The organism is Tychonema sp. LEGE 06208 (assembly GCF_015207505.1).
Lineage (GTDB): Bacteria > Cyanobacteriota > Cyanobacteriia > Cyanobacteriales > Microcoleaceae > Microcoleus.
In genome coordinates this window covers 1-19,303 of record NZ_JADEWT010000056.1, presented here as the reverse complement: position 1 = coordinate 19,303, position 19,303 = coordinate 1, and the positions used below count along the sequence as shown (strand labels likewise).

Sequence of the window (19,303 nt, the reverse complement as noted above, 5' to 3'; positions counted from 1 at the left end):
TGGGGCATGGGGCATGGGGCATTAGTTAGTTGTTAGTTGTTATTTGTTAGTTGTTGTTAGAGATAGTAAGCATTCTCTATTGCTCATGCCCAATCCCTCCGCTTCGCGCTCGCCCAATCCCTCCGCTTCGCGCTCGCCCAATCCCTCCGCTTCGCTCCGCCCAATGCCCTGTTTGGCCAATTCCCAATTCCCAATTCCCATCATGACTGTCACAATATCGCCCGCAATTTTAAGTGAAGATAGAGCCTTATCTTTATTAGAAAAGGTAGTCAAACAATCGGAAGCAGAAGCAGTATTTGTCAGTCTTTCTACTGGTGAAGAATCTCTTTCCCGATTCTCGGAAAATCAAATCAGCCAAAATATCAGCAAAACTGTATTTAGCCTCAACATTACTAGCTATTTTGGCAATAAAAGCGCTTCTGCTGCTGTTACCGAATTTGATGAAGATGCGATCGCCCAAACCGTCAAGCGATCGCAAGAACTCGCTCGAATTGCCCCCGCAGACCCCGAATGGATGCCGCTGTTGCCCCCTCAAACCTACGATTTGCCCCCGGCGGCGTTTGATGAAGCAACTGCTGCTGCATCGCCTCTAGAGCGGGCAAAAATGGTACAGCAAGCCTGCGCGATCGCATCTGGCGAAGGTGCGGAAGCTTCCGGTACTTTGAGCGCTGAGGCTTCGCTATACGCGATCGCCTCGTCAACGGGACTCCGCGCCTGCAACCACTCTACAGAGGCGAATTTCGGCTTTACAGCCCGCATCGGAGACGGTTCTAGCTGGACGGAAAGCACGGCTTGGGGTATCAATCAACTACCAGTAGCGGCATTAGCAGCACAAGTTGTTGATCGCGCCAAAGCCTCCCGCAACCCCCGCCCCATCACTCCGGGCGTGTATCCTGTAATCCTTGATGGCGCTGCGTTTGCGGATTTGTTACCGTGGATTATTTGGGGAATGGATGCGCGGGCGGCGGATGAGGGGCGATCGTTTATGTCGATCGCCGATGAGTCGGGAAAACCCGCTGGAAACCGCGCGGGAGAACAACTTTTCAGCCCGTTAGTGCAGGTACTGCGCGATCCGAGTCATCCTTTGTTGCGATCGAATACTTTTTTCGGCGACGGATTGAGCAATAACTATTTGGAAATCATCAAAAATGGTGTTCCTCAAAGTTTATCTTATTCCCGCTATTGGGCCGCCCAAAAAGGCAAAGAAGCAAAAGGTGCTTATTACCCGATCGTGATGACAGGTTCCGACCAAAGTTTAGCAGATTTAATCGCTCAAACCGAACGAGGAATTTTTGTCAGTCGAGCTTGGTATGTTCGCTATGTGAATCCCAAAACATCGGAAGTAACGGGCATGACTCGCGATGGTACTTTCTGGATTGAAAATGGTAAGATTGTTTACCCGATTAAAAATATGCGTTTCAATCAAGTTTTACCTGATATGTTGCGGGATGTCGATGCAGTTAGCGAGGTGAAACGTTACGGCGGTAATGTCGTGCCCGGAGTGCGCGTGAAAGCTTTTAATTTCACGAGTATTACTGACAGTTTGTAACTCGCACTAATTCTTTTAGATCCCCGACTTCTGCGAGAAGTCGGGGATCTGGTATTATAGTATGCTGTCTTACAATTATTTTGGGGTAGGGAAACGACACTGCCGTGTCCAGAGTTACTATCATTCCTGCACAGCCGGAATCGATCTAACAATCATAATTCCCAATGCCCCATGCCCCATTCCCCATTCCCAATTAAATGAATCAATATTTTGCTACAGTTGCACGCGGTTTAGAAACAATTGCCGCCCAAGAATTAGAAAGCCTAGGCGCGCAGGATGTCAAGCCCGATTTTACAGGAGTTTACTTTGCGGGCGATCGCGCTTTATTGTACCGCGTCAATCTGTGGTCTAGAACAATTTTTCGAGTGCTTGTTCCCATAGCCGAATTCCGGTGTTACGACTCAAATATGCTCTACCGCGAAGTCCAGAAAATTCCTTGGGACGAATACCTAGAGCCTCACAATACCTTAGCCGTGAACTGCACCGGCGGCAACGAAAATTTAAATCACACTCACTTTACAGCATTGCAGGTCAAAAATGCGATCGCCGACCAACAGCGCCACCAATTTAACAAACGTTCTAGTGTTGATGTCGAAAGTCCCGACTTACTAATTAACCTTCACATCCATCGAGACCGCGCTATTTTGAGTTTAGACAGCTCTGGCGGCAGTTTGCACCGACGGGGATACCGTCCCGCAATGGGGCTGGCTCCGCTCAAAGAAACCCTCGCTGCGGCTCTTTTAGAGATGGCAGAATGGACGCCTGATTTGCCGTTTTTAGACCCGATGTGCGGTTCCGGAACTTTGCCTTTGGAAGCGAGTTTAAAAGCCTTGAATATTGCACCGGGGTTGTTTCGAGAAAAGTTTGGATTTATGACGTGGCGGGACTTTGACGAGCCTTTGTGGGATAAATTGTGGGCTGAAGCAGAGAGCAGCGAATTGCCGGAACTTCCAGAAATAATCGCTGGGTGCGATCGCGATTCTGATATGTTAGACCAAGCTCGCACTAACGCGCAGCAAGCAGGTATTGCCGGTAAAATTAAGTTTGCTCGTACCGAGTTATCCGAGTTGGAAGCACCCACAGACAGAGGCGTCCTAATTTGCAATCCTCCCTACGGAGAGCGCCTCGGAGATGCTAGCGAATTGGGAGAACTTTATAAGATGTTGGGCGATATTTTCAAGCAGCGTTTCAAAGGTTGGAATGCGTTTATTTTGACCGGAAATAAGGAGTTGGGCAAACAGGTGGGACTCAGAACATCGAAGCGAATTCCGGTTTTCAATGGTTCGATTCCCTGTACTTTGCTCAAGTATGAATTGTATTAACTATTTTTCCAACACAATCAAAAGGAATTTATGTTTGCAATAAGGACTAAAGTCCTTACTACAAACATCACTAATTACTGAAAATTAATGCTCGATTTTGAGTGAAATAATCTTGTCGCCTTGGCGGATTGCATTCACGACAGACATATCATCTGTTTGGCCAAAAGTTGTGTGAACTCCATCCAAATGAGACTGGGGAGAATGGCAAATAAAGAATTGGCTGCCACCTGTATCGCGGCCTGCGTGAGCCATCGATAAAGTTCCTGCCAAATGTTTTTTCGAGTTGATTTCACACTTAATTTTGTAGCCTGGGCCGGCAGTTCCATTGCCTTTGGGACAGCCACCTTGAATCATAAAGTTAGGAATGACTCGATGAAACGATAGTCCGTCGTAAAAACCTTTTTCCGCCAAGTCAACAAAATTCTTCACTGTATTCGGCGCATCCGCATCGAACAGTTCCAAGTTGATTGTACCTTTGTCGGTTTCCATAATAGCGCGGGTCATGATTTCTCCTTGCTTCCTAAAATGACTGTACTGCCAGCGTTTTAATTGCGGACTTCGCTTTTATAGCGACAGGTTTCAAGCTGTCGCTATATTTTGACTTTCAGAAGTGTAGCATACTCGAACAACTCTCGTAGGAGTTCTGCGCGCTTTTTGAGGCAACCGGGTTTGTTACCGTCAGTTATATTTTAATTGTTGGTAACATTTGGGCGAGTGGTTTCTTCCTCAAAATCATTCATATTGAAAATGAAAGGAACCCGACTCGAACCGCTGCCCATAACCAGCACTTTAGGCATCTGAGCGCCACCGTTTCTCCAAGCTTCTATCGCCTCTTTTTGCAGCACCAAATCGCCGCCCTGAGCCTTCAAAGTTTCAGCCAAAAGTCTTTGAGCTTCGGCCCTACCTTGAGCGCGGTTAATGTCAGCTTGAGCTTGTTGTTCGGCTTCTTGAGCAACATACACAGCCCTTTGCGCCCGCTGTTCGGCAACCTGTTTCTCTTCAACTGCTTTGGCAAAATCTGTGGAGAATCGAATGTTGACAACGCTGGTGTCAAGCACGATTACATCATATTTTGACAGCCGTTCCTTCAGTGCAGCATCAAAGTCTTTTTTCAGTTCGCTTCTTTGAGTAATAGATTGTTCGGCGGTTCTCAAAGCTGCTGCTGTTTTAAATGCTTCTTGGGTCTGCGGAGCAATAATTTTTGATACTATATTGTCCAAGGTTCCCTGAGTTCTTCTGACTTCAACTATTCGCGTAGGATCGAGGCGAAAGTTGATGGCAAAACTAGCATTTAAATCCTGAAGGTCTTTAGTCGCACTCTGGGCGGGAACTTCAAATTTTTGCACGGTTACGTCGTACACATCTACCTTAGATATCAGTGGCGGTCTGATGTGAAATCCCTCTAACAAGGCTCCATCTCTGGCTTTTCCTAAAATGCTAACTACTCCTGCTTCACCTGGATTGATGACAACAAAAGAGTTGAAGCCGAGGAGCAGCGCGACTACTAATAGAATGCCAGCGAGTGCTGATGATAGGCTCTGGAAATTTTGATTTTTCAACTTAACACGCTCCTTTGTGATAAATCTATTATAATGCTTAATTGAATGAATCCGCCTCGAAAAATATAAAATATAAAAAATAAAAAATAAAATGGATGGTTTCGCCTTAAAAATCCAAAATCTAAAATCTAAAATCGGTTGATTATGGCAATTGTTAAATATCCCAGAACTTATCATATCGAAGGTTCGCGTTTCGGGCCTGGTGACGAAGACCTTGACAGCGTGCCGTTTAGCGCTATTGCCGATCGCCCTTTAATCATCGAAGAAAAGGTAGATGGCGCAAATACGGGCATCAGCTTCGCACCAGACGGGCAAATGCTGCTGCAAAGCCGCGGCCACTATCTCACCGGCGGGCCGAGAGAAAAACATTTTAACTTATTCAAACAGTGGGGTTTCAGTCTCAGCGGAACTCTGGGAAAAGTGCTGGGAAATCGTTATATTTTGTACGGCGAATGGCTTTATGCCAAACACACTGTTTTTTATGATTTTTTGCCGCACTATTTTATGGAATACGACGTGCTGGACTTAGAAAAAAATCAATTTTTGAGCACGGAAGCCCGCCGCCAATTGTTAAGCGGATTGCCGTTAGTGTCAGTTCCCGTGCTGTTTTCAGGAGTTTTGAAATCGCCGAAGCAAATGATGCAGTTGATGGATAAATCTAATTTTATTTTGCCGGGACATTTGGAACGGTTAGTTTTGCAGTGTCGGGAATTGGGATGGGATGAGGATCGGTGTTTGAAAGAAACTGATAAGAGCGATCGCATGGAGGGTCTATACATTAAAGTCGAAGAAGATGGCATAGTAAAGGCGCGTTACAAATACGTGCGTGCCAGCTTTTTGACCGCGATTAAAAATGCGGAGGGACATTGGCTCAACCGGCCGATTGTACCTAATATTTTGCGTCCCGACACAGATTTATTTAATTTTAGTTAACCTGCAGGTGAATTTATGAATACACTATTATCGCCCTCGCCAACTTGGACTTTTCCCTTTTGTCCAGAATCGCCAGATTGGTTCCTGGATTGGGACAGCATTCAAACGCATTTCGACTGGATTGACAGCCTCAAAGGATGTCAGCAAGACCCGATTTACCACGCTGAGGGAGATGTTTTTGTTCACACCAAAATGGTCTGCGAAGCCTTAATATCTTCTCCAAATTGGCGGCAGCTTCCCGATGAAGAACGTTCAATACTTTTTGCCGCCGCTTTGCTGCACGATGTCGCAAAACCTGCTTTTACAAAGATAGAAGCCGACGGCAGAATTAGCTCAAAAGGTCACGCCCGCCAAGGTGCGAGAATGGTGAGAAAAATTTTATCTCAATTCGAGCCACCAGTGCAGTTTGAGATTCGGGAAACAGTGGTGGCGATCGTCCAATTCGGCAGTTTACCCATCTGGCTGATCGACAAACCCAACCCACAGCAGTCTGTAATTAAAGTCAGTCAAGTTGTCCGCTGCGATTTCCTCGCACTTTTAGCCGAAGCAGACGTGCGCGGCCGCCACTGCGCCGACAAACAAGAATTGCTCGATAAAATAGAACTATTTCGGGAGTTTTGTCAAGAAAATAATTGTTTGGATTCTCCCCGACAATTCCCATCAGAGCACAGCCGATTTATCTACTTCCGCAAAGATAACGGCAACCCAGATGCTGAAATGTTTGACGATACAAAATGCGAAGTTGTTTTGATGTCGGGATTGCCAGGAAGTGGCAAAGATTATTGGATTCGGGAAAATCTTCCAGATTGGCCGGTAATCTCCCTGGATGCACTGCGAAAAGAGATGAATGTTCCTCCCGACAAAACCCCTGGAAATGTGGTAACAGCCGCCAAACAAAGAGCGCGCGAATACATGAATCAGGGGCGTTCTTTTGTGTGGAATGCTACGAATACAACGAAACAAATGCGCCAGCAATTAATTAATTTCTTTGCCGGTTATCAAGCGCGACTTCGGATTGTTTATCTGGAAGTACCTATAGAAGAAATCTTGCGGCGGAATCGATCGCGCGCAGCAACAGTACCAGAAGCGATCGTTCACAAATTAGCCGATCGCCTAGATATTCCCGATCGCACCGAAGCGCATCAGGTAGAATGGATTGTGGGCGATTAGCGCTGACGGGGTGCGAATCCATCCGCAATCCCCGTATTTAATCAACGCGCTACCAACTCCTTTTCCCCTAAAATAGAATCCTGATAATGCGCCAACAAATCAGCAGGGCTATCATAAATTTCCGCAGCACCACTCAGCGAAGCATCATCGAAACCTCCGCAGCGAAAAGCAATTAGCGGCACCCCGCACTTGCTTGCAGCTTCGATATCGTAAGGAGTATCAGCTAACATCACAACCTGACTCGCTTCCACCTGCAACTTGCTCAAAGCAGCTTCCACAATATCCGGTTCCGGTTTAGAAGCTTCCACATCGCTAGAAGTTGTCGCTTCATCGAGCAAATCGTCTACCCGTGCAGCTTTCAGCAAACCCGAAAGTTCATCGGCGGTAGCTGAAGTAGCAATAATTAGCCGCAGTTTTTCTTGCTGCATTTTTAACACCAATTCCCGCGAACCTGGTGCTGAATCGAGAGTAGATGAAAAGCGGTTAATAATCAATTCTTTGCGTCTCTGGGCAATCTTTTTCCCGTCGCCTTCTTCCTCAGAAAGTCCTGATACCATTTTGGGTATAATTTTGTCGCCGCCCATACCAATTAGCGGGCGAATTTTCTCGAACGGCACGTCGTAGCCGAAGGCCGCAAATGCCTCTACCCAAGCTTGAGTATGGGCATCATTGCTGAGCACGAGAGTGCCGTCAACATCGAGAATTACTGCTTGCAATTTCATAGGTTATTTGCTGTTATTGACGATCATTTTTGTAAAAAAATTGGTTAGTAGTAAGGACTTTATTCCTTAATTACTTAAGGAGTCAATCGAGGACTAAAGTCCCCACTACGAACCTGAGTTTGTAGTAAGGACTTCAGTTTGTGCTTAAATTTGTCCTAAGAACTTCATTCCTTAATTACTTACTTAATGAGTCAATCGAGGACTGAAGTTGCTACTACAAACCTTTAGTTTTATAATTTTCCTCAACCCAACAGCGCGGCAGGACTTCGCCGGAGGGAAAAACTAATTTATCCTTCGGAAAATTTGCCGGATCTTGCTCTTCTTCACCTGCTTGAATGCGCCCCGATACTTGATTCTTGCTAGGGCTGATTAAAGTCTCGATATCGAGAATTTCTACCAAGTCGCCGGATTCTTTTTCTTGTAAAAGCATAGTCGATCCTTGTGAATAAATTGTGAGTTAGGGTGTGAGTACAACTTTGATGCAGTTGTCTTTTTTCTGTTTGAAAATCTCGTAGGCGTGGGGCGCTTCATCCAATTTCATGCGGTGCGTAATCACGAAGGTTGGATCAATTTCGCCTTTTTGAACGCGATCGAGCAAAGGGCGCAAATAGCGGTGAACGTGCGTCTGTCCCATTTTGATAGTCAAGCCTTTGTTGAAAGCTGCACCGAGGGGCACTTTGTCAACAAAACCGCCGTAAACGCCGGGAATTGAGACTGTGCCGCCTTTGCGACAGGCGAGGATTACTTGTCGCAGGGCGGTAGGCCGATCGCTCTCCAAGCGCACAGCTTGCTTGGCTTTGTCGTACAAAGCATCGAAACCGGTACCGTGGGCTTCCATTCCCACCGCGTCGATACAAGCATCTGGCCCGCGTCCCCCCGTCATTTCGGTGACGGCTTCCCCCGCGTCTATTTCTTCGTAGTTGATGATTTCAGCCCCAGCCGCGGCCGCCATTTGCAAGCGTTCCGGTATTCTGTCGATCGCAATTACTCGATCGGCCCCCAGCATAAACGCGCTTCTGATCGCAAATTGTCCGACAGGGCCGCATCCCCAAATACCAACAGTATCTCCCGGCTGAATATTGCAGTTTTCGGCCGCCATATAACCGGTGGGAAAAATATCAGTCAGGAACAATACTTGTTCGTCAGAAAGTCCGTCGGGAATTTTTAAAGGGCCGACATCTGCAAACGGAACCCGCACGTATTCTGCTTGACCTCCTGCATAGCCACCCGTTAAATGCGAGTAGCCAAACAGTCCTGCCGGTGAATGACCGAACATTTTTTCAGCCAAGGCCGCATTCGGGTTTGAGTTATCGCACAGCGACCACAAATCCTGGTTGCAAAAGAAACAACTTCCGCAAGAAATTGTAAAAGGAATCACAACGCGATCGCCCTTTTTTAAGTTCTTGACTTCGCTGCCGAGTTCGACTACTTCCCCCATGAATTCGTGACCCATGATGTCGCCGGATTGCATGGTCGGGATGAAGCCGTCGTAGAGGTGCAAATCTGAGCCGCAGATTGCTGTTGACGTGATTTTTACTATGGCATCGCGCGGATTGATAATTGTTGGATCTGGTACGTTATCAACTCGCACGTCATTTGCTTTGTGCCAGCAAAGAGCTTTCATTATTTGGTTTCCCTCTAGTTAACTAGGAGCTAGTTTTTGTTTTTAATTTTTCGGTTTACTCCGCAGCTCACTCACTGGGTGGATGCTGTAATTTTAATCAGATTAAATAAAAGGTTTCTCTATCGGAGGTATAATTTATAAATCTATCTTTTGGCTGTTTTAAATTACCAAAAAAGTCGCTCAGTTTTTCAATAAATTGCAGAAGCTTTCCCGTTCTTTTGTTAACAGTTAACAGCTCGGCGCGGCATGGCTGAGGTTGTTTTTGGCGATCGGGTTCGCAGTGCGGACGATTGTCCGCAGTCTAAGAGTGGACGGTCGTCCGCACTACAAACTACAATATAAGTGCGATCGCATCTTGAGAATGATTAATCGTCAAAAATTGTATCATTAGCTATAGCTAAAAGCCGAGCTTGCGCTAAAGTTGTTAAAGATTAAAATTTATCGATCGCCTTTTATGCCTTACACTGCATCTACCCCAACAGACCCCAATCAATCCAACATCCGCAATGCCGACTACCGCCTACTAGAATTCACTAAGCTGACACCGATGATGCAGCGGTATGTTGAAGTGAAAGAACAGTATCCCCACGCACTTTTGTTTTTTCGAGTCGGAGATTTCTTTGAGTGTTTTTTCCAAGATGCCGTGACGATTTCGAGGGAATTAGAACTTGTTTGTACTAGCAAAGAAAGTGGCAAAGAAATCGGCAAAGTGCCGATGACAGGAGTGCCGCACCACGCCCTCGACCGCTACAGTTCTCAGTTAGTAGAAAAAGGCTATGCTGTAGTAATTTGCGACCAGGTTGAAGATGCCTCCATCGCCGCCCGTGAAGGCCGCCAAGTCAAGCGAGAAATTACCCGCATTCTCACTCCCGGAACTTTGACTGATGATGGAATGCTCAAACCCAGACAAAATAATTTTTTAGCAGCAGTTGTCATCGCTGGGGAACATTGGGGATTGGCTTATACTGATATTTCTACGGGAGAATTCGTGACGACTCAAGCCGATAATTTGGAACAATTAACCCTAGAATTGCTGCGATTGCAACCTTCCGAAGTCCTGGTTCCGACTAATGCGCCGGATTTGGTCACGATGTTGAGGCCCGGAGAGAAATCCGACCATTTACCCGATTGTTTGCCGAATTCGTTTTGCTATTCTTTGCGATCGCAAATTCCGTTTACTTTTTCCGAAGCAAAACAGAGAATCCTGCAAAAGTTCAAAGTGCGATCGCTCGAAGGTATGGGATGCGGACACCTTTCCCTCGCAGTGCGCGCCGCCGGCGGTTTGCTGCAATATCTCGAAGAAACTCAAAAAGAAAAAGCAGTTGCTTTGCAAAGATTGCACACTTACACCCTCACCGATTTTCTCACCCTAGACTACCAAACCAGGCGCAATTTAGAAATTACTCAAACCGTCAGAGATGGGATTTTTCACGGTTCGTTGCTGTGGGCGATAGATAAAACCAGCACCGCCATGGGAGGCCGCGCTTTGCGCCGCTGGGTGCTGCAACCTTTGCTCAACATTAAAGGTATTTGCGCCCGCCACAACACGATTCAAGAATTAGTAGAAAATAATCCCCTGCGTCAAGATTTGCAGCAGTTGCTGCGCCAAATTTACGACATCGAAAGACTGACAGGGCGCGCCGGTTCTGGAACAGCTAGCGCCAGAGATTTGGTCGCTTTAGCCGATTCTCTCTCGAAACTGCCGGAATTGGCCGCGATCGCAACTCAAGGGATCTCGCCCTATTTGAAAGCGCTGCAAAATGTTCCGCCAATTCTCGAAGAATTAGCAGCTACAATTCACGCTCATTTAGTTGACGAACCGCCGATTCATTTAAAAGAAGGAGGTTTGATTCGATCGGGAATTAATGCAATGCTTGATGAGATGCGCCAGAGTGCATCAGGAGACCAAGAATGGATTGCTAATTTAGAAGCTAACGAACGGCAACGCACCGGAATTGCTAATTTAAAAGTAGGCTACAATAAAGCTTTCGGCTATTACATCAGTATTACAAAATCTAAAATTGACCAAGTACCGGACGATTACACTCGCAAGCAAACTCTTACCAATGAAGAACGCTACAGTACAGAAGAATTAAAAGAAAGGGAAGTGCGGATTCTGACGGCGCGGGAAGATTTAAATCAGTTGGAATACGATATTTTTGCAAAAGTGCGATCGGAGGTAGGAGAACAGGCGGAAATTATTCGCAACGTTTCCCGCGCGGTGGCGGCGGCCGATGTTTTGTGCGGTTTGGCGGAAGTAGCGGTTTATCAAGATTACTGTCGCCCGACTATGGTTGAAAGTCGGGAAATTAAAATTATTGAGGGTTGTCATCCGGTGGTAGAAAAGTCTTTACCGCCGGGATTTTTTGTCCCAAATTCGGCTTTTTTGGGTCGGGAACCATCGCTAAATCGCCCAGATTTAATAATTTTAACCGGGCCAAATGCTAGCGGGAAAAGTTGTTATTTGCGGCAGGTGGGTTTGATTCAGTTGATGGCGCAGATGGGCAGTTTTGTGCCGGCGAAAGCTGCAACCTTGGGAATTTGCGATCGCATTTTTACCCGTGTCGGCGCGGTGGATGATTTGGCAACGGGTCAATCTACATTTATGGTGGAGATGAACGAAACTGCAAATATTCTCAATCACGCTACACCGCAATCATTGGTTTTGTTAGATGAAATTGGCAGGGGAACGGCGACGTTTGACGGACTTTCGATTGCTTGGTCTGTGGCAGAGTATTTAGCAAGCGAGATTCGGGCGCGGACGATTTTTGCGACTCACTATCACGAATTAAATGAGTTAGCTTCTATTTTGGATAATGTGGCAAATTATCAGGTGACGGTGAAAGAGTTGCCGGATCAAATTGTATTTTTGCACCAAGTTCAGCCAGGGGGCGCTGACAAATCTTACGGAATTGAAGCGGGGAGGTTGGCTGGTTTGCCGCCGTCGGTGATTGAGAGGGCGAGACAGGTGATGAGGCAGATTGAGAAACATAGCAAAATTGCGATCGGGCTGCGGAAGGGTGTTAAGAAAGAAGGGAAAAAAGAGTCTGACGGCCAACAGTTAGATATCTTTGATGATTGATTTTTTTCAGCCAAAAAGGTTCTTAGTAAGGACTTTAGTCCTTCAAAACTCAGATTTAATGGCTAAATTTATGACTATGAACCTGTCATTAAAAACTTAGATCAAAGGACTAAAGTCCTCCCTACAAACCTGATGAAAGGACTAAACTCCTGACTGCCAAATTGTAATTTGAATTCATTTGCAATTTGGCAACCTTCTTAATTCTTTGTGCACGCTCATTCCAATTTACATAGCCTCATTTAGCAGCCGCCCGTATTCAGTCGCGCGATCGCTCACATCGATCGCGAAATGCAGCAGGTAGGTCAAAATCCGCTGCAAAACGGTCGTTAAAAGCTATTCCACTCATAAACCGGGTTTTTTCCAATATCTTCGCATCACATCGAATATCTTCACAAAAACCCGGTTTCTTGCTACGACGCACAATCTCAGAAAAACCCGGTTTCTCGCCACCAACCCCTGATAGATCTGCGTCCATCCGCATAAATCCGCCAACATCTGCAGCCAAATTATGAAAAAATTGGTATATAATTAAAATAGAACAGAGTGGAGTAAAAGCTATGTCAACCACAGAAAAAGTTCGCTGGACAAGCGCTGATTTAGAATTATTACCCGATAACGGCAACCGTTACGAAATAATCGAAGGAGAATTGGTTGTGACAAGAGCACCTCACTGGAAACATCAAAACGTTGCTAACAATGTTTGTGTTGAATTAACTATTTGGTCAAGACAGACGAAGTTAGGTAAAGCTGTCCAGGTACCGGGTCTTGTTTTTACGGATAGTGATAATGTTATTCCTGATGTAGTTTGGGTAACCTATGAACGTTTAGCACAGATATTAGATGAAGCCGGACATTTGGCGGGTGCACCGGAGTTGGTGGTAGAGGTGATGTCTCCCGGTGAAGAGAATGAAAAGCGCGATCGCCAATCCAAGCTAAAATTATATTCAGTTCAAGGCGTGCGCGAATATTGGATATTTGACCGCATACAGCAAAAAGTAGAAATTTACCGTCGGGAAAGCGGAATTTTGAAATTAGCGATGACTTTATTTAAAGAAGATAATTTAACCAGTCCTTTGTTACCAGGTTTTAGCGTGTCGGTAGCCACATTATTTGCCTAGAGATTTTGAATAATTGCTACCCCCGCACCATCTCTGAAACCGGGTTTTTTCCAATATCTTCGCATCACATCGAATATCTTCGCAAAAACCCGGTTTCTCGCTACCCACGCACAACTCAGAAACTGGGTTTTTTCCAATATCTTCGCATCACATCGAATATCTTCGCAAAAACCCGGTTTCTTGCTAGGACGCACAATCTCAGAAACCGGGTTGTAAGGATTTAGGTCAAAAAAACTTCAGTGACAAAAGCTGGTAAAATAGGCGTTGCTGAATTAGAGTATCAACGGCTAAATATACAAATCCCAAAACTATTGTTTACAAAGATTCTGGATTTTTGTAAACAACAGTTTTGAGCTCCTGTTCGGTCGATTGACCGATTTAAATCATGTTCGTATAGCGAACTTTAGTCCGCAGTCGTATAGCGGACTAAAGTCCGCACGCGCGATCGAATGGTTTTTGCTATTAATCTACCGGACGCGGTCTCATAGTTTAACTCAGCAACGCCTTAAATCGGTATTAATTCTCGTGTTTGATTGTAGTGGATTGTGTGTTGTATACACTTCGTTACAATCCCGAAAACCTTACAAATTGGCAGTTTCGAGCTTGTGTAAACCAAAAAAAATAAAGGCGGCACCCAGATTTGAACTGGGGGTGGAGGTTTTGCAGACCTCTGCCTTACCACTTGGCTATGCCGCCGTTACGTCAGATAATTGACGTTATACGATAATACACCAAATCCTGATTATTTCAACATATCTTTCAAAAATTTCCATCGCCCAAAGTTCGTTAGCGAAGCCCTCGAAGAGGATCGCCCCCACAACCCCATCCCAGGCTAATCTATAAATAGCTCGATCGCCTCCGCTTCGCCCGCAACAGCAGCCATGACAACAGTTTCTCCCCTCCGAGTCGCCCAAATCACCGATACTCACTTGTTTGCACTGATCGATCGACAATGGAAAGGGATCTCGACAGCCCGCACCCTCGAAACAGTTCTCGATCGCCTGCAACAGATAAAGCCGCCGCCAGACTTGCTTTTGCTGACAGGAGATTTATCCCAAGACGAAACAGCCGAATCCTACCAACTCCTGGCCTCCTTGATTTCCCCCCTCAACATCCCCGCTTACTGGATACCTGGGAATCACGACAACATCCCAGTTATGGCGGAAATCTTAAATCGCCCGCCCATTTCCCCAGAAAAATCATTTCACTTGGGAAACTGGCAGTTTCTGCTGCTTTCGAGTGTCGAAGCCGGATGTGACGGCGGGCGGCTTTCCCCGGAGAGTTTGGATTGGCTGGACTCTCAACTGCAACAAACGGGCGATCGATTTGTTACGATTGCTTTGCACCATCATCCGCTGGCGATCGACTGTGAAATCATGGACAGCATGATGCTGCACAATGCCGATGAATTTTTTGCAATTGTCGATCGATACCCTCAAATCAAAATAGTCCTTTGCGGCCACATTCATCAAGAATTTCACCAACAGCGAGGCGGAGTTTCCTGCTTGGGTACTCCCAGTACCTGCATCCAACTGTTGCCCAAAACCTCTCCGATTGTCCTCGACACCATCGGGCCCGGATTTAGATTGCTCGAATTGGCGATCGACGGTACTTGGGATACTAAGATTGAGCGAGTAGCCGGAGAACCTGCAATATCTTGATATTTGACAGTTTAGAGGTCGTTGTGCGATCGACCCAATCGAAGAATTATCTTCTTTCCCGTAAAATAACCCTTACCAAGTTCGATCGTTCGGACTTGTGTGCGCCTCAAAACTCAGAAGACAGAAGTTCTCACTACCAACCATTTATCCTCACTGCAAACCGATTTAATCGTCGGCCTTCAAGCTGACATCATATCAAGCAGGTTTGCGATCGCACAATCACAAATCCTAGAATATATTTTTTGCGCTGTTACATATGCTAAAAAATATTTCTAGACAATATACAAAATTGTCAATCTGTCAAAAGATATATTTTATTATTCATTCATATATTTTATCATTCGTAATGACCGTAGATTGCAGAAATAGCGAGAGCGATCGGCAACTAACAACAATAGATCGGGCAACTTTAAAAAACAGGAAAAACTTAATATGTCTGAAGTCAATGGCGTCATGATGCAGTATTTCCACTGGTACACCCCCGATGACGGAAACCTGTGGAATCAGCTAGCAGAATCTGCAAAGGATTTAGCTAAAATTGGCGTTACATCTCTGTGGTTGCCACCCGCTTATAAAGGAACGGGTGGCGGTATGGATGTGGGCTATGGTGTCTACGACTTATTCGATTTAGGCGAATTCGACCAAAAAGGGTCAGTACGCACTAAATACGGTACAAAAGATGAGTATTTACGCGCAATCAAAGCTGCACAAGATGCTGGAATTCGGATTTATGCCGATGTTGTCTTCAACCACAAATTAGGTGCCGATGCCGAAGAAGAAGCCGAAGCCACACCCTTCAATCCAGACAACCGCAATGACACCATAGGCGAATATCAAAAAATCAAAGCTTGGACGCATTTTACTTTCCCTGGCCGCGAGAAAAAATATTCCAGTATGGAGTGGCATTGGTGGCATTTTGACGCCATTGATTACAACGCTTACGACACTGAAAACCATGCCATTTACCTACTAAAAGGCAAAAAATTTGATGAGGGAGTAGACCTAGAAAAAGGCAATTTTGACTACCTCATGGGTTGCGACTTAGATATGGACAACCCAGAAGTCACCGGGGAATTAAAATACTGGGGCGAGTGGTATGTGGATACAACAAACGTTGACGGATTTCGTTTTGATGCCGTCAAACACGTAGCAGCAGGATTTTTCCAAGAGTGGTTAGAACACGTCCGCAACTATGCCAAACGCGACCTATTTGCCGTAGGTGAATATTGGTCTTACGAAGTGGAAGCTTTGCATTACTTCATCCAAGCAACGGACGGTAAAGTATCCTTATTTGATGCGCCCCTCCACTATAACTTCCACGCTGCTAGCAAAGCCGGCAACAGCTACGACTTGCGAACAATTTTCGACGGCACCCTCGTTCAACAACAACCCACTCTAGCCGTTACTTTGGTTGACAACCACGATTCTCAACCCTTGCAATCGTTAGAATCAGTTGTCGAATCTTGGTTTAAACCCCTTGCTTACGCTTTAATCCTGCTGCGGAGTGAAGGATATCCCTGTATTTTTTACCCGGATTATTACGGCGATCACTATAAAGATACAGCAAATGATGGCAATGAATACGAGATTTGGTTAGACAAACATCAGTGGATTCTAGATAAATTGCTGTTGGCGCGCCAAACCTATTCCTACGGGAATCAATACGATTACTTCGACCACGCTAATACAATTGGCTGGACGCGACTAGGAAACGAAGAACACCCTGGTGGGATGGCTGTGGTACTAAGTAATGGAGGCGATGGCACTAAGTTTATGGAAGTCGGACAGCCCAATCGAACTTATATTGACATCATGGAACACGTCAAAGAACCCATCGTAACAAATGACGATGGTTGGGCAGATTTTAGGTGTAACGCCGGTTCAGTTTCTGTCTGGGTTCCGCAGCAGTAAGCATGACCATAATCTTGATGGAATCCTCTGTCTAAAGTAGGGTGCGCTACGCGCACCTTACCGCTACAATTATCGCATTAAACAAATTTTTACTTAGCTGTTTTTGATGACTAAAGTCTATTCGTAGTGGTGACTTCAGTCCTATCTATCTATACTTATATTTATAGACATCGCCCCAAAATAAATTACATAAAAAAATATGAAACTTGCAGAAAAAGTTGCCGTTATTACCGGCGGCGGGTCGGGAATTGGTCGTGCAGCAGCAATTTTAATGGCCAAGGAAGGCGCAAAAGTTGCTATTATCGATCTAAGTTTAGAAACGGCGCAAGAAACAGTCCGCAAACTAATTAATGAAGGAGGCAGCGGGCTGGCAATTGCCGCAGATGTGGGTCATTCTGGGCAAATGCAGCAAGCATTTCAAACAATTTTTGACGAATATCAAAGAATTGATATTGTGTTCGCCAATGCGGGGATTAACGGTATCTGGTCGCCGGTAGAAGAGATAGGACTGGATGAGTGGGAACAGACAATTAACACCAATCTGACGGGAACATTTTTGACTGTAAAATATGCAGTTCCTTATCTAAAAAAACAAGGAGGTTCGATTGTGATTACCTCATCGATTAATGGCACCAGAAGCTTCAAAAAAGTTGGCGCTACAGCTTACGCTTGCAGCAAAGCTGCCCAGGTAGCTTTAGCAAAAATGCTGGCGCTAGAACTTTCTTCGAGTCACATCAGAGTCAATGTTATCTGTCCGGGCGGGGTGCTGACTGGGATCAATGAAAGCACTGTTAAGCGCCATCTCGATCGCATTCCAGTCTCGCCTAATTCCATTCAAGATATGATTCCTTTGACTGATAATACCGCCGGTTCTAGCGAAGAAGTCGCCCAATTAGTGTTATTTCTGGTATCGGATACCTCCAGTTTTATCACAGGTACTGAAGTCTGGATTGATGGTGGCGGTTCTTTGATTTAAAAGTTAACATACCCCTTTGATGATTCGGCGGTTGAAACCGCGTCTACACAAACGATGTCGGCCTGCGCCGACGAATTTATAAAGGGGAGTCCCAACCCGAATTTGGTATAATGACCAATGACTAATGACTAATGACTAATGACCAATGACTAATGACTAATGACTAATGACCAATGACTAATGACTAACTCTCCATTGTTTCACAGCAGTTTGTAATGTTTGCGGCAGCCAGTTATCGTACTGAGGATAAACAGGCAAACGTTGCACGAGCTGCCATCCCGCTGCTGCTAAAATTTCTGTTAAAGTTTGATGTTGCAGGTGAGGATAATCGGGATTAACTTCATCCAATGGCCCGATTCCGCCTAAATCTGTCGCACCTGCTTCTAAACAAGCCAGCAATATATCCGGTTGTGTAACTAAATTTGGCGGGATTTGCAGGGAGATTTCTGCAGATAAAATGCTGCGGGCGATCGCAATTACTTGCGGCATTGTTGTAGCATCAAAAACTTCACCGTCCCAACTTTGCTGATTTCCGGGGCTGTGGGGCTGGAGGATAACTTCTTGAATGTGATTGTAGCGCGAATGAATCCGGGCGATCGCCTCCAGAGTCTCAATCCAATCAGCCTCACTTTCCCCGATTCCCAACAGCAAACCAGTCGTAAACGGAATCTGTAATTGTCCGGCCAATTCTAACTGTTGCAGCCGCAGCGCCGGCACTTTACTCGGTGCGTGTCGGTGAACAGTTTGTAACAAATCGGGGGACAACTGTTCTAGCATCAGCCCCATCGAGACATTCACCTGTTTTAACTGCGCCATTTCCTCAAAGCTGAGCGGCCCTACATTAGTATGTGGCAAAAATCCGAGACTAAGTGCCAGTTCGCACAAATCGTAAATCCTCTGAAACCAAGCTTTTCGCCGCTGACTCTCGGGATGTACTTCGCCGCTGAGTATCAGAATTTCAATTACACCTTGAGGAAACAGCAACTCAAGCTGTGTTTCGGCTTCTGGGAGTGTCAGCCAAGGACTTTGCAGCGGTTGGGCCCGAAAATTGCAATAGGTGCAGCGGTTGAAACACTCGTAGGTGGGAACCAGAGTATAAGCGGGGCTGTAGGTGACGGTGCGGGACATTCCTTGGGATTTTGAGCGATCGGACTCGATCGACAACTATATATATAAGTGCGAGTTTTGCGGTTGGCGATCGCAATACTTCATCTATCTTAACACTCACACCAGTCCCGAATCACCTTGCCAGCTAGATTATGAAGATTATTTCTTTCGTGCGATCGCCCGTAAACTCCGAACTCTGCTTTATGAAATCCGCATACAGCAAGCATTAGAGTTTAAGATAAGATTTAATTATATTGAATATAATAAAAACTGTAGTTAAAAACCCTTTACAAACTGAAATAAAAGGTTTATCTTATATACATGGCGGAACACAAAGCCGTCACGAACATTGAAAACCAAATAACGCAATCATAAACACATGACAGCCACATTACAGCAGCGCGAAAGCGCTAACTTGTGGGATCAGTTTTGCAACTGGGTCACATCGACCGACAACCGCCTCTATGTAGGTTGGTTCGGCGTCTTGATGATTCCTACCTTGCTAACTGCCACAATCTGCTACATCACTGCCTTCATCGCAGCCCCTCCCGTAGACATTGACGGCATCC

18 protein-coding genes, 1 tRNA gene and 1 pseudogene are annotated in these 19,303 nt (G+C 45.6%); 11 read left to right on the top strand and 9 right to left on the bottom strand.

The features are described 5' to 3' along the window. Positions 1-39: 39 nt before the first annotated feature. Entirely contained in the window at positions 40-213 is a 174-nt protein-coding gene (locus IQ263_RS15910) for a hypothetical protein (protein ID WP_194068272.1), read from the bottom strand. Here IQ263_RS15910 and IQ263_RS15905 point away from each other — a divergent pair. Both IQ263_RS15905 and IQ263_RS15900 read left to right on the top strand, forming a co-directional pair. Next, complete coding sequence (locus IQ263_RS15905; protein ID WP_194068271.1) at positions 203-1,549, top strand: TldD/PmbA family protein; 1,347 nt, start codon at positions 203-205, stop codon at positions 1,547-1,549. The genes IQ263_RS15910 and IQ263_RS15905 overlap by 11 nt on opposite strands. Before the next feature lie 197 nt (positions 1,550-1,746). Next, positions 1,747-2,871: a THUMP domain-containing class I SAM-dependent RNA methyltransferase gene (locus IQ263_RS15900; RefSeq protein WP_194068270.1), complete on the top strand. Its 1,125-nt coding sequence runs from the start codon at positions 1,747-1,749 to the stop codon at positions 2,869-2,871. An 84-nt stretch (positions 2,872-2,955) separates the two neighbouring features. Here IQ263_RS15900 and IQ263_RS15895 read toward each other — a convergent pair whose 3' ends face one another. Both IQ263_RS15895 and IQ263_RS15890 read right to left on the bottom strand, forming a co-directional pair. Next, the gene (locus IQ263_RS15895; RefSeq protein ID WP_194010162.1) at positions 2,956-3,375 is read right to left on the bottom strand and encodes a peptidylprolyl isomerase; all 420 of its coding nucleotides are present in this window, start codon (positions 3,373-3,375) and stop codon (positions 2,956-2,958) included. A 185-nt stretch (positions 3,376-3,560) separates the two neighbouring features. After that, on the bottom strand, positions 3,561-4,430 hold the full coding sequence (locus IQ263_RS15890; protein WP_194068269.1) for a prohibitin family protein: 870 nt from the start codon (positions 4,428-4,430) through the stop codon (positions 3,561-3,563). Between the two features lie 144 nt (positions 4,431-4,574). Here IQ263_RS15890 and IQ263_RS15885 point away from each other — a divergent pair, with 144 nt between their 5' ends. Both IQ263_RS15885 and IQ263_RS15880 read left to right on the top strand, forming a co-directional pair. Next, the gene (locus IQ263_RS15885) at positions 4,575-5,363 is read left to right on the top strand and encodes an RNA ligase family protein (protein WP_228050095.1); all 789 of its coding nucleotides are present in this window, start codon (positions 4,575-4,577) and stop codon (positions 5,361-5,363) included. Between the two features lie 15 nt (positions 5,364-5,378). Next, a complete protein-coding gene (locus tag IQ263_RS15880; protein ID WP_194068268.1) occupies positions 5,379-6,533 on the top strand; it encodes an AAA family ATPase in 1,155 nt (384 codons plus the stop codon). Between the two features lie 41 nt (positions 6,534-6,574). On the opposite strand, the gene IQ263_RS15875 is transcribed toward IQ263_RS15880, so the two are convergent. From IQ263_RS15875 to IQ263_RS15865, 3 genes are all read right to left on the bottom strand, one after another. After that, complete coding sequence (locus tag IQ263_RS15875) at positions 6,575-7,255, bottom strand: HAD family hydrolase (protein WP_194068267.1); 681 nt, start codon at positions 7,253-7,255, stop codon at positions 6,575-6,577. A 214-nt stretch (positions 7,256-7,469) separates the two neighbouring features. Then, positions 7,470-7,685, bottom strand: a complete 216-nt coding sequence (locus IQ263_RS15870; protein ID WP_194068266.1) for an acetyltransferase — start codon at positions 7,683-7,685, stop codon at positions 7,470-7,472. Between the two features lie 27 nt (positions 7,686-7,712). Further along, entirely contained in the window at positions 7,713-8,879 is a 1,167-nt protein-coding gene (locus tag IQ263_RS15865; protein ID WP_194068265.1) for a zinc-dependent alcohol dehydrogenase, read from the bottom strand. A 454-nt stretch (positions 8,880-9,333) separates the two neighbouring features. Between IQ263_RS15865 and mutS the strand changes: the two genes are divergently transcribed. Continuing rightward, entirely contained in the window at positions 9,334-11,961 is a 2,628-nt protein-coding gene (mutS, locus tag IQ263_RS15860; protein ID WP_194068264.1) for a DNA mismatch repair protein MutS, read from the top strand. 256 nt (positions 11,962-12,217) lie between these two features. Here the strand turns inward: mutS and IQ263_RS15855 are convergent, their stop codons facing one another. Then, the gene (locus IQ263_RS15855) at positions 12,218-12,466 is read right to left on the bottom strand and encodes a hypothetical protein (protein ID WP_194068263.1); all 249 of its coding nucleotides are present in this window, start codon (positions 12,464-12,466) and stop codon (positions 12,218-12,220) included. A 52-nt stretch (positions 12,467-12,518) separates the two neighbouring features. Between IQ263_RS15855 and IQ263_RS15850 the strand changes: the two genes are divergently transcribed. Next, positions 12,519-13,079 carry a Uma2 family endonuclease gene (locus IQ263_RS15850; protein ID WP_194068262.1) on the top strand — a complete coding sequence of 187 codons (561 nt, stop codon included), beginning with the start codon at positions 12,519-12,521 and terminating at the stop codon, positions 13,077-13,079. Between the two features lie 625 nt (positions 13,080-13,704). Here IQ263_RS15850 and IQ263_RS15845 read toward each other — a convergent pair. Continuing rightward, positions 13,705-13,775: transfer RNA gene (locus IQ263_RS15845), tRNA-Cys, on the bottom strand. A gap of 185 nt (positions 13,776-13,960) precedes the next feature. Here IQ263_RS15845 and cpdA point away from each other — a divergent pair. From cpdA to IQ263_RS15830, 3 genes are all read left to right on the top strand, one after another. Continuing rightward, on the top strand, positions 13,961-14,740 hold the full coding sequence (gene cpdA, locus IQ263_RS15840; RefSeq protein WP_194068261.1) for a 3',5'-cyclic-AMP phosphodiesterase: 780 nt from the start codon (positions 13,961-13,963) through the stop codon (positions 14,738-14,740). Positions 14,741-15,172: 432 nt separating this feature from the next. Further along, complete coding sequence (locus IQ263_RS15835) at positions 15,173-16,651, top strand: alpha-amylase (RefSeq protein ID WP_194068260.1); 1,479 nt, start codon at positions 15,173-15,175, stop codon at positions 16,649-16,651. Positions 16,652-16,850: 199 nt separating this feature from the next. Then, entirely contained in the window at positions 16,851-17,627 is a 777-nt protein-coding gene (locus IQ263_RS15830) for an SDR family oxidoreductase (RefSeq protein WP_194068259.1), read from the top strand. 177 nt (positions 17,628-17,804) lie between these two features. Here IQ263_RS15830 and cofG read toward each other — a convergent pair whose 3' ends face one another. Next, positions 17,805-18,755 (bottom strand): 7,8-didemethyl-8-hydroxy-5-deazariboflavin synthase subunit CofG, encoded by a 951-nt coding sequence (cofG, locus tag IQ263_RS15825; protein WP_194068258.1) that lies wholly within the window; start codon positions 18,753-18,755, stop codon positions 17,805-17,807. Between cofG and IQ263_RS15820 the strand changes: the two genes are divergently transcribed. Both IQ263_RS15820 and IQ263_RS15815 read left to right on the top strand, forming a co-directional pair. Then, positions 18,739-19,014 (top strand): hypothetical protein, encoded by a 276-nt coding sequence (locus IQ263_RS15820; protein ID WP_194068257.1) that lies wholly within the window; start codon positions 18,739-18,741, stop codon positions 19,012-19,014. The genes cofG and IQ263_RS15820 overlap by 17 nt on opposite strands. 99 nt (positions 19,015-19,113) lie before the next feature. Continuing rightward, positions 19,114-19,303 (top strand): annotated as a pseudogene (locus IQ263_RS15815) (photosystem II q(b) protein); the annotation flags it as partial.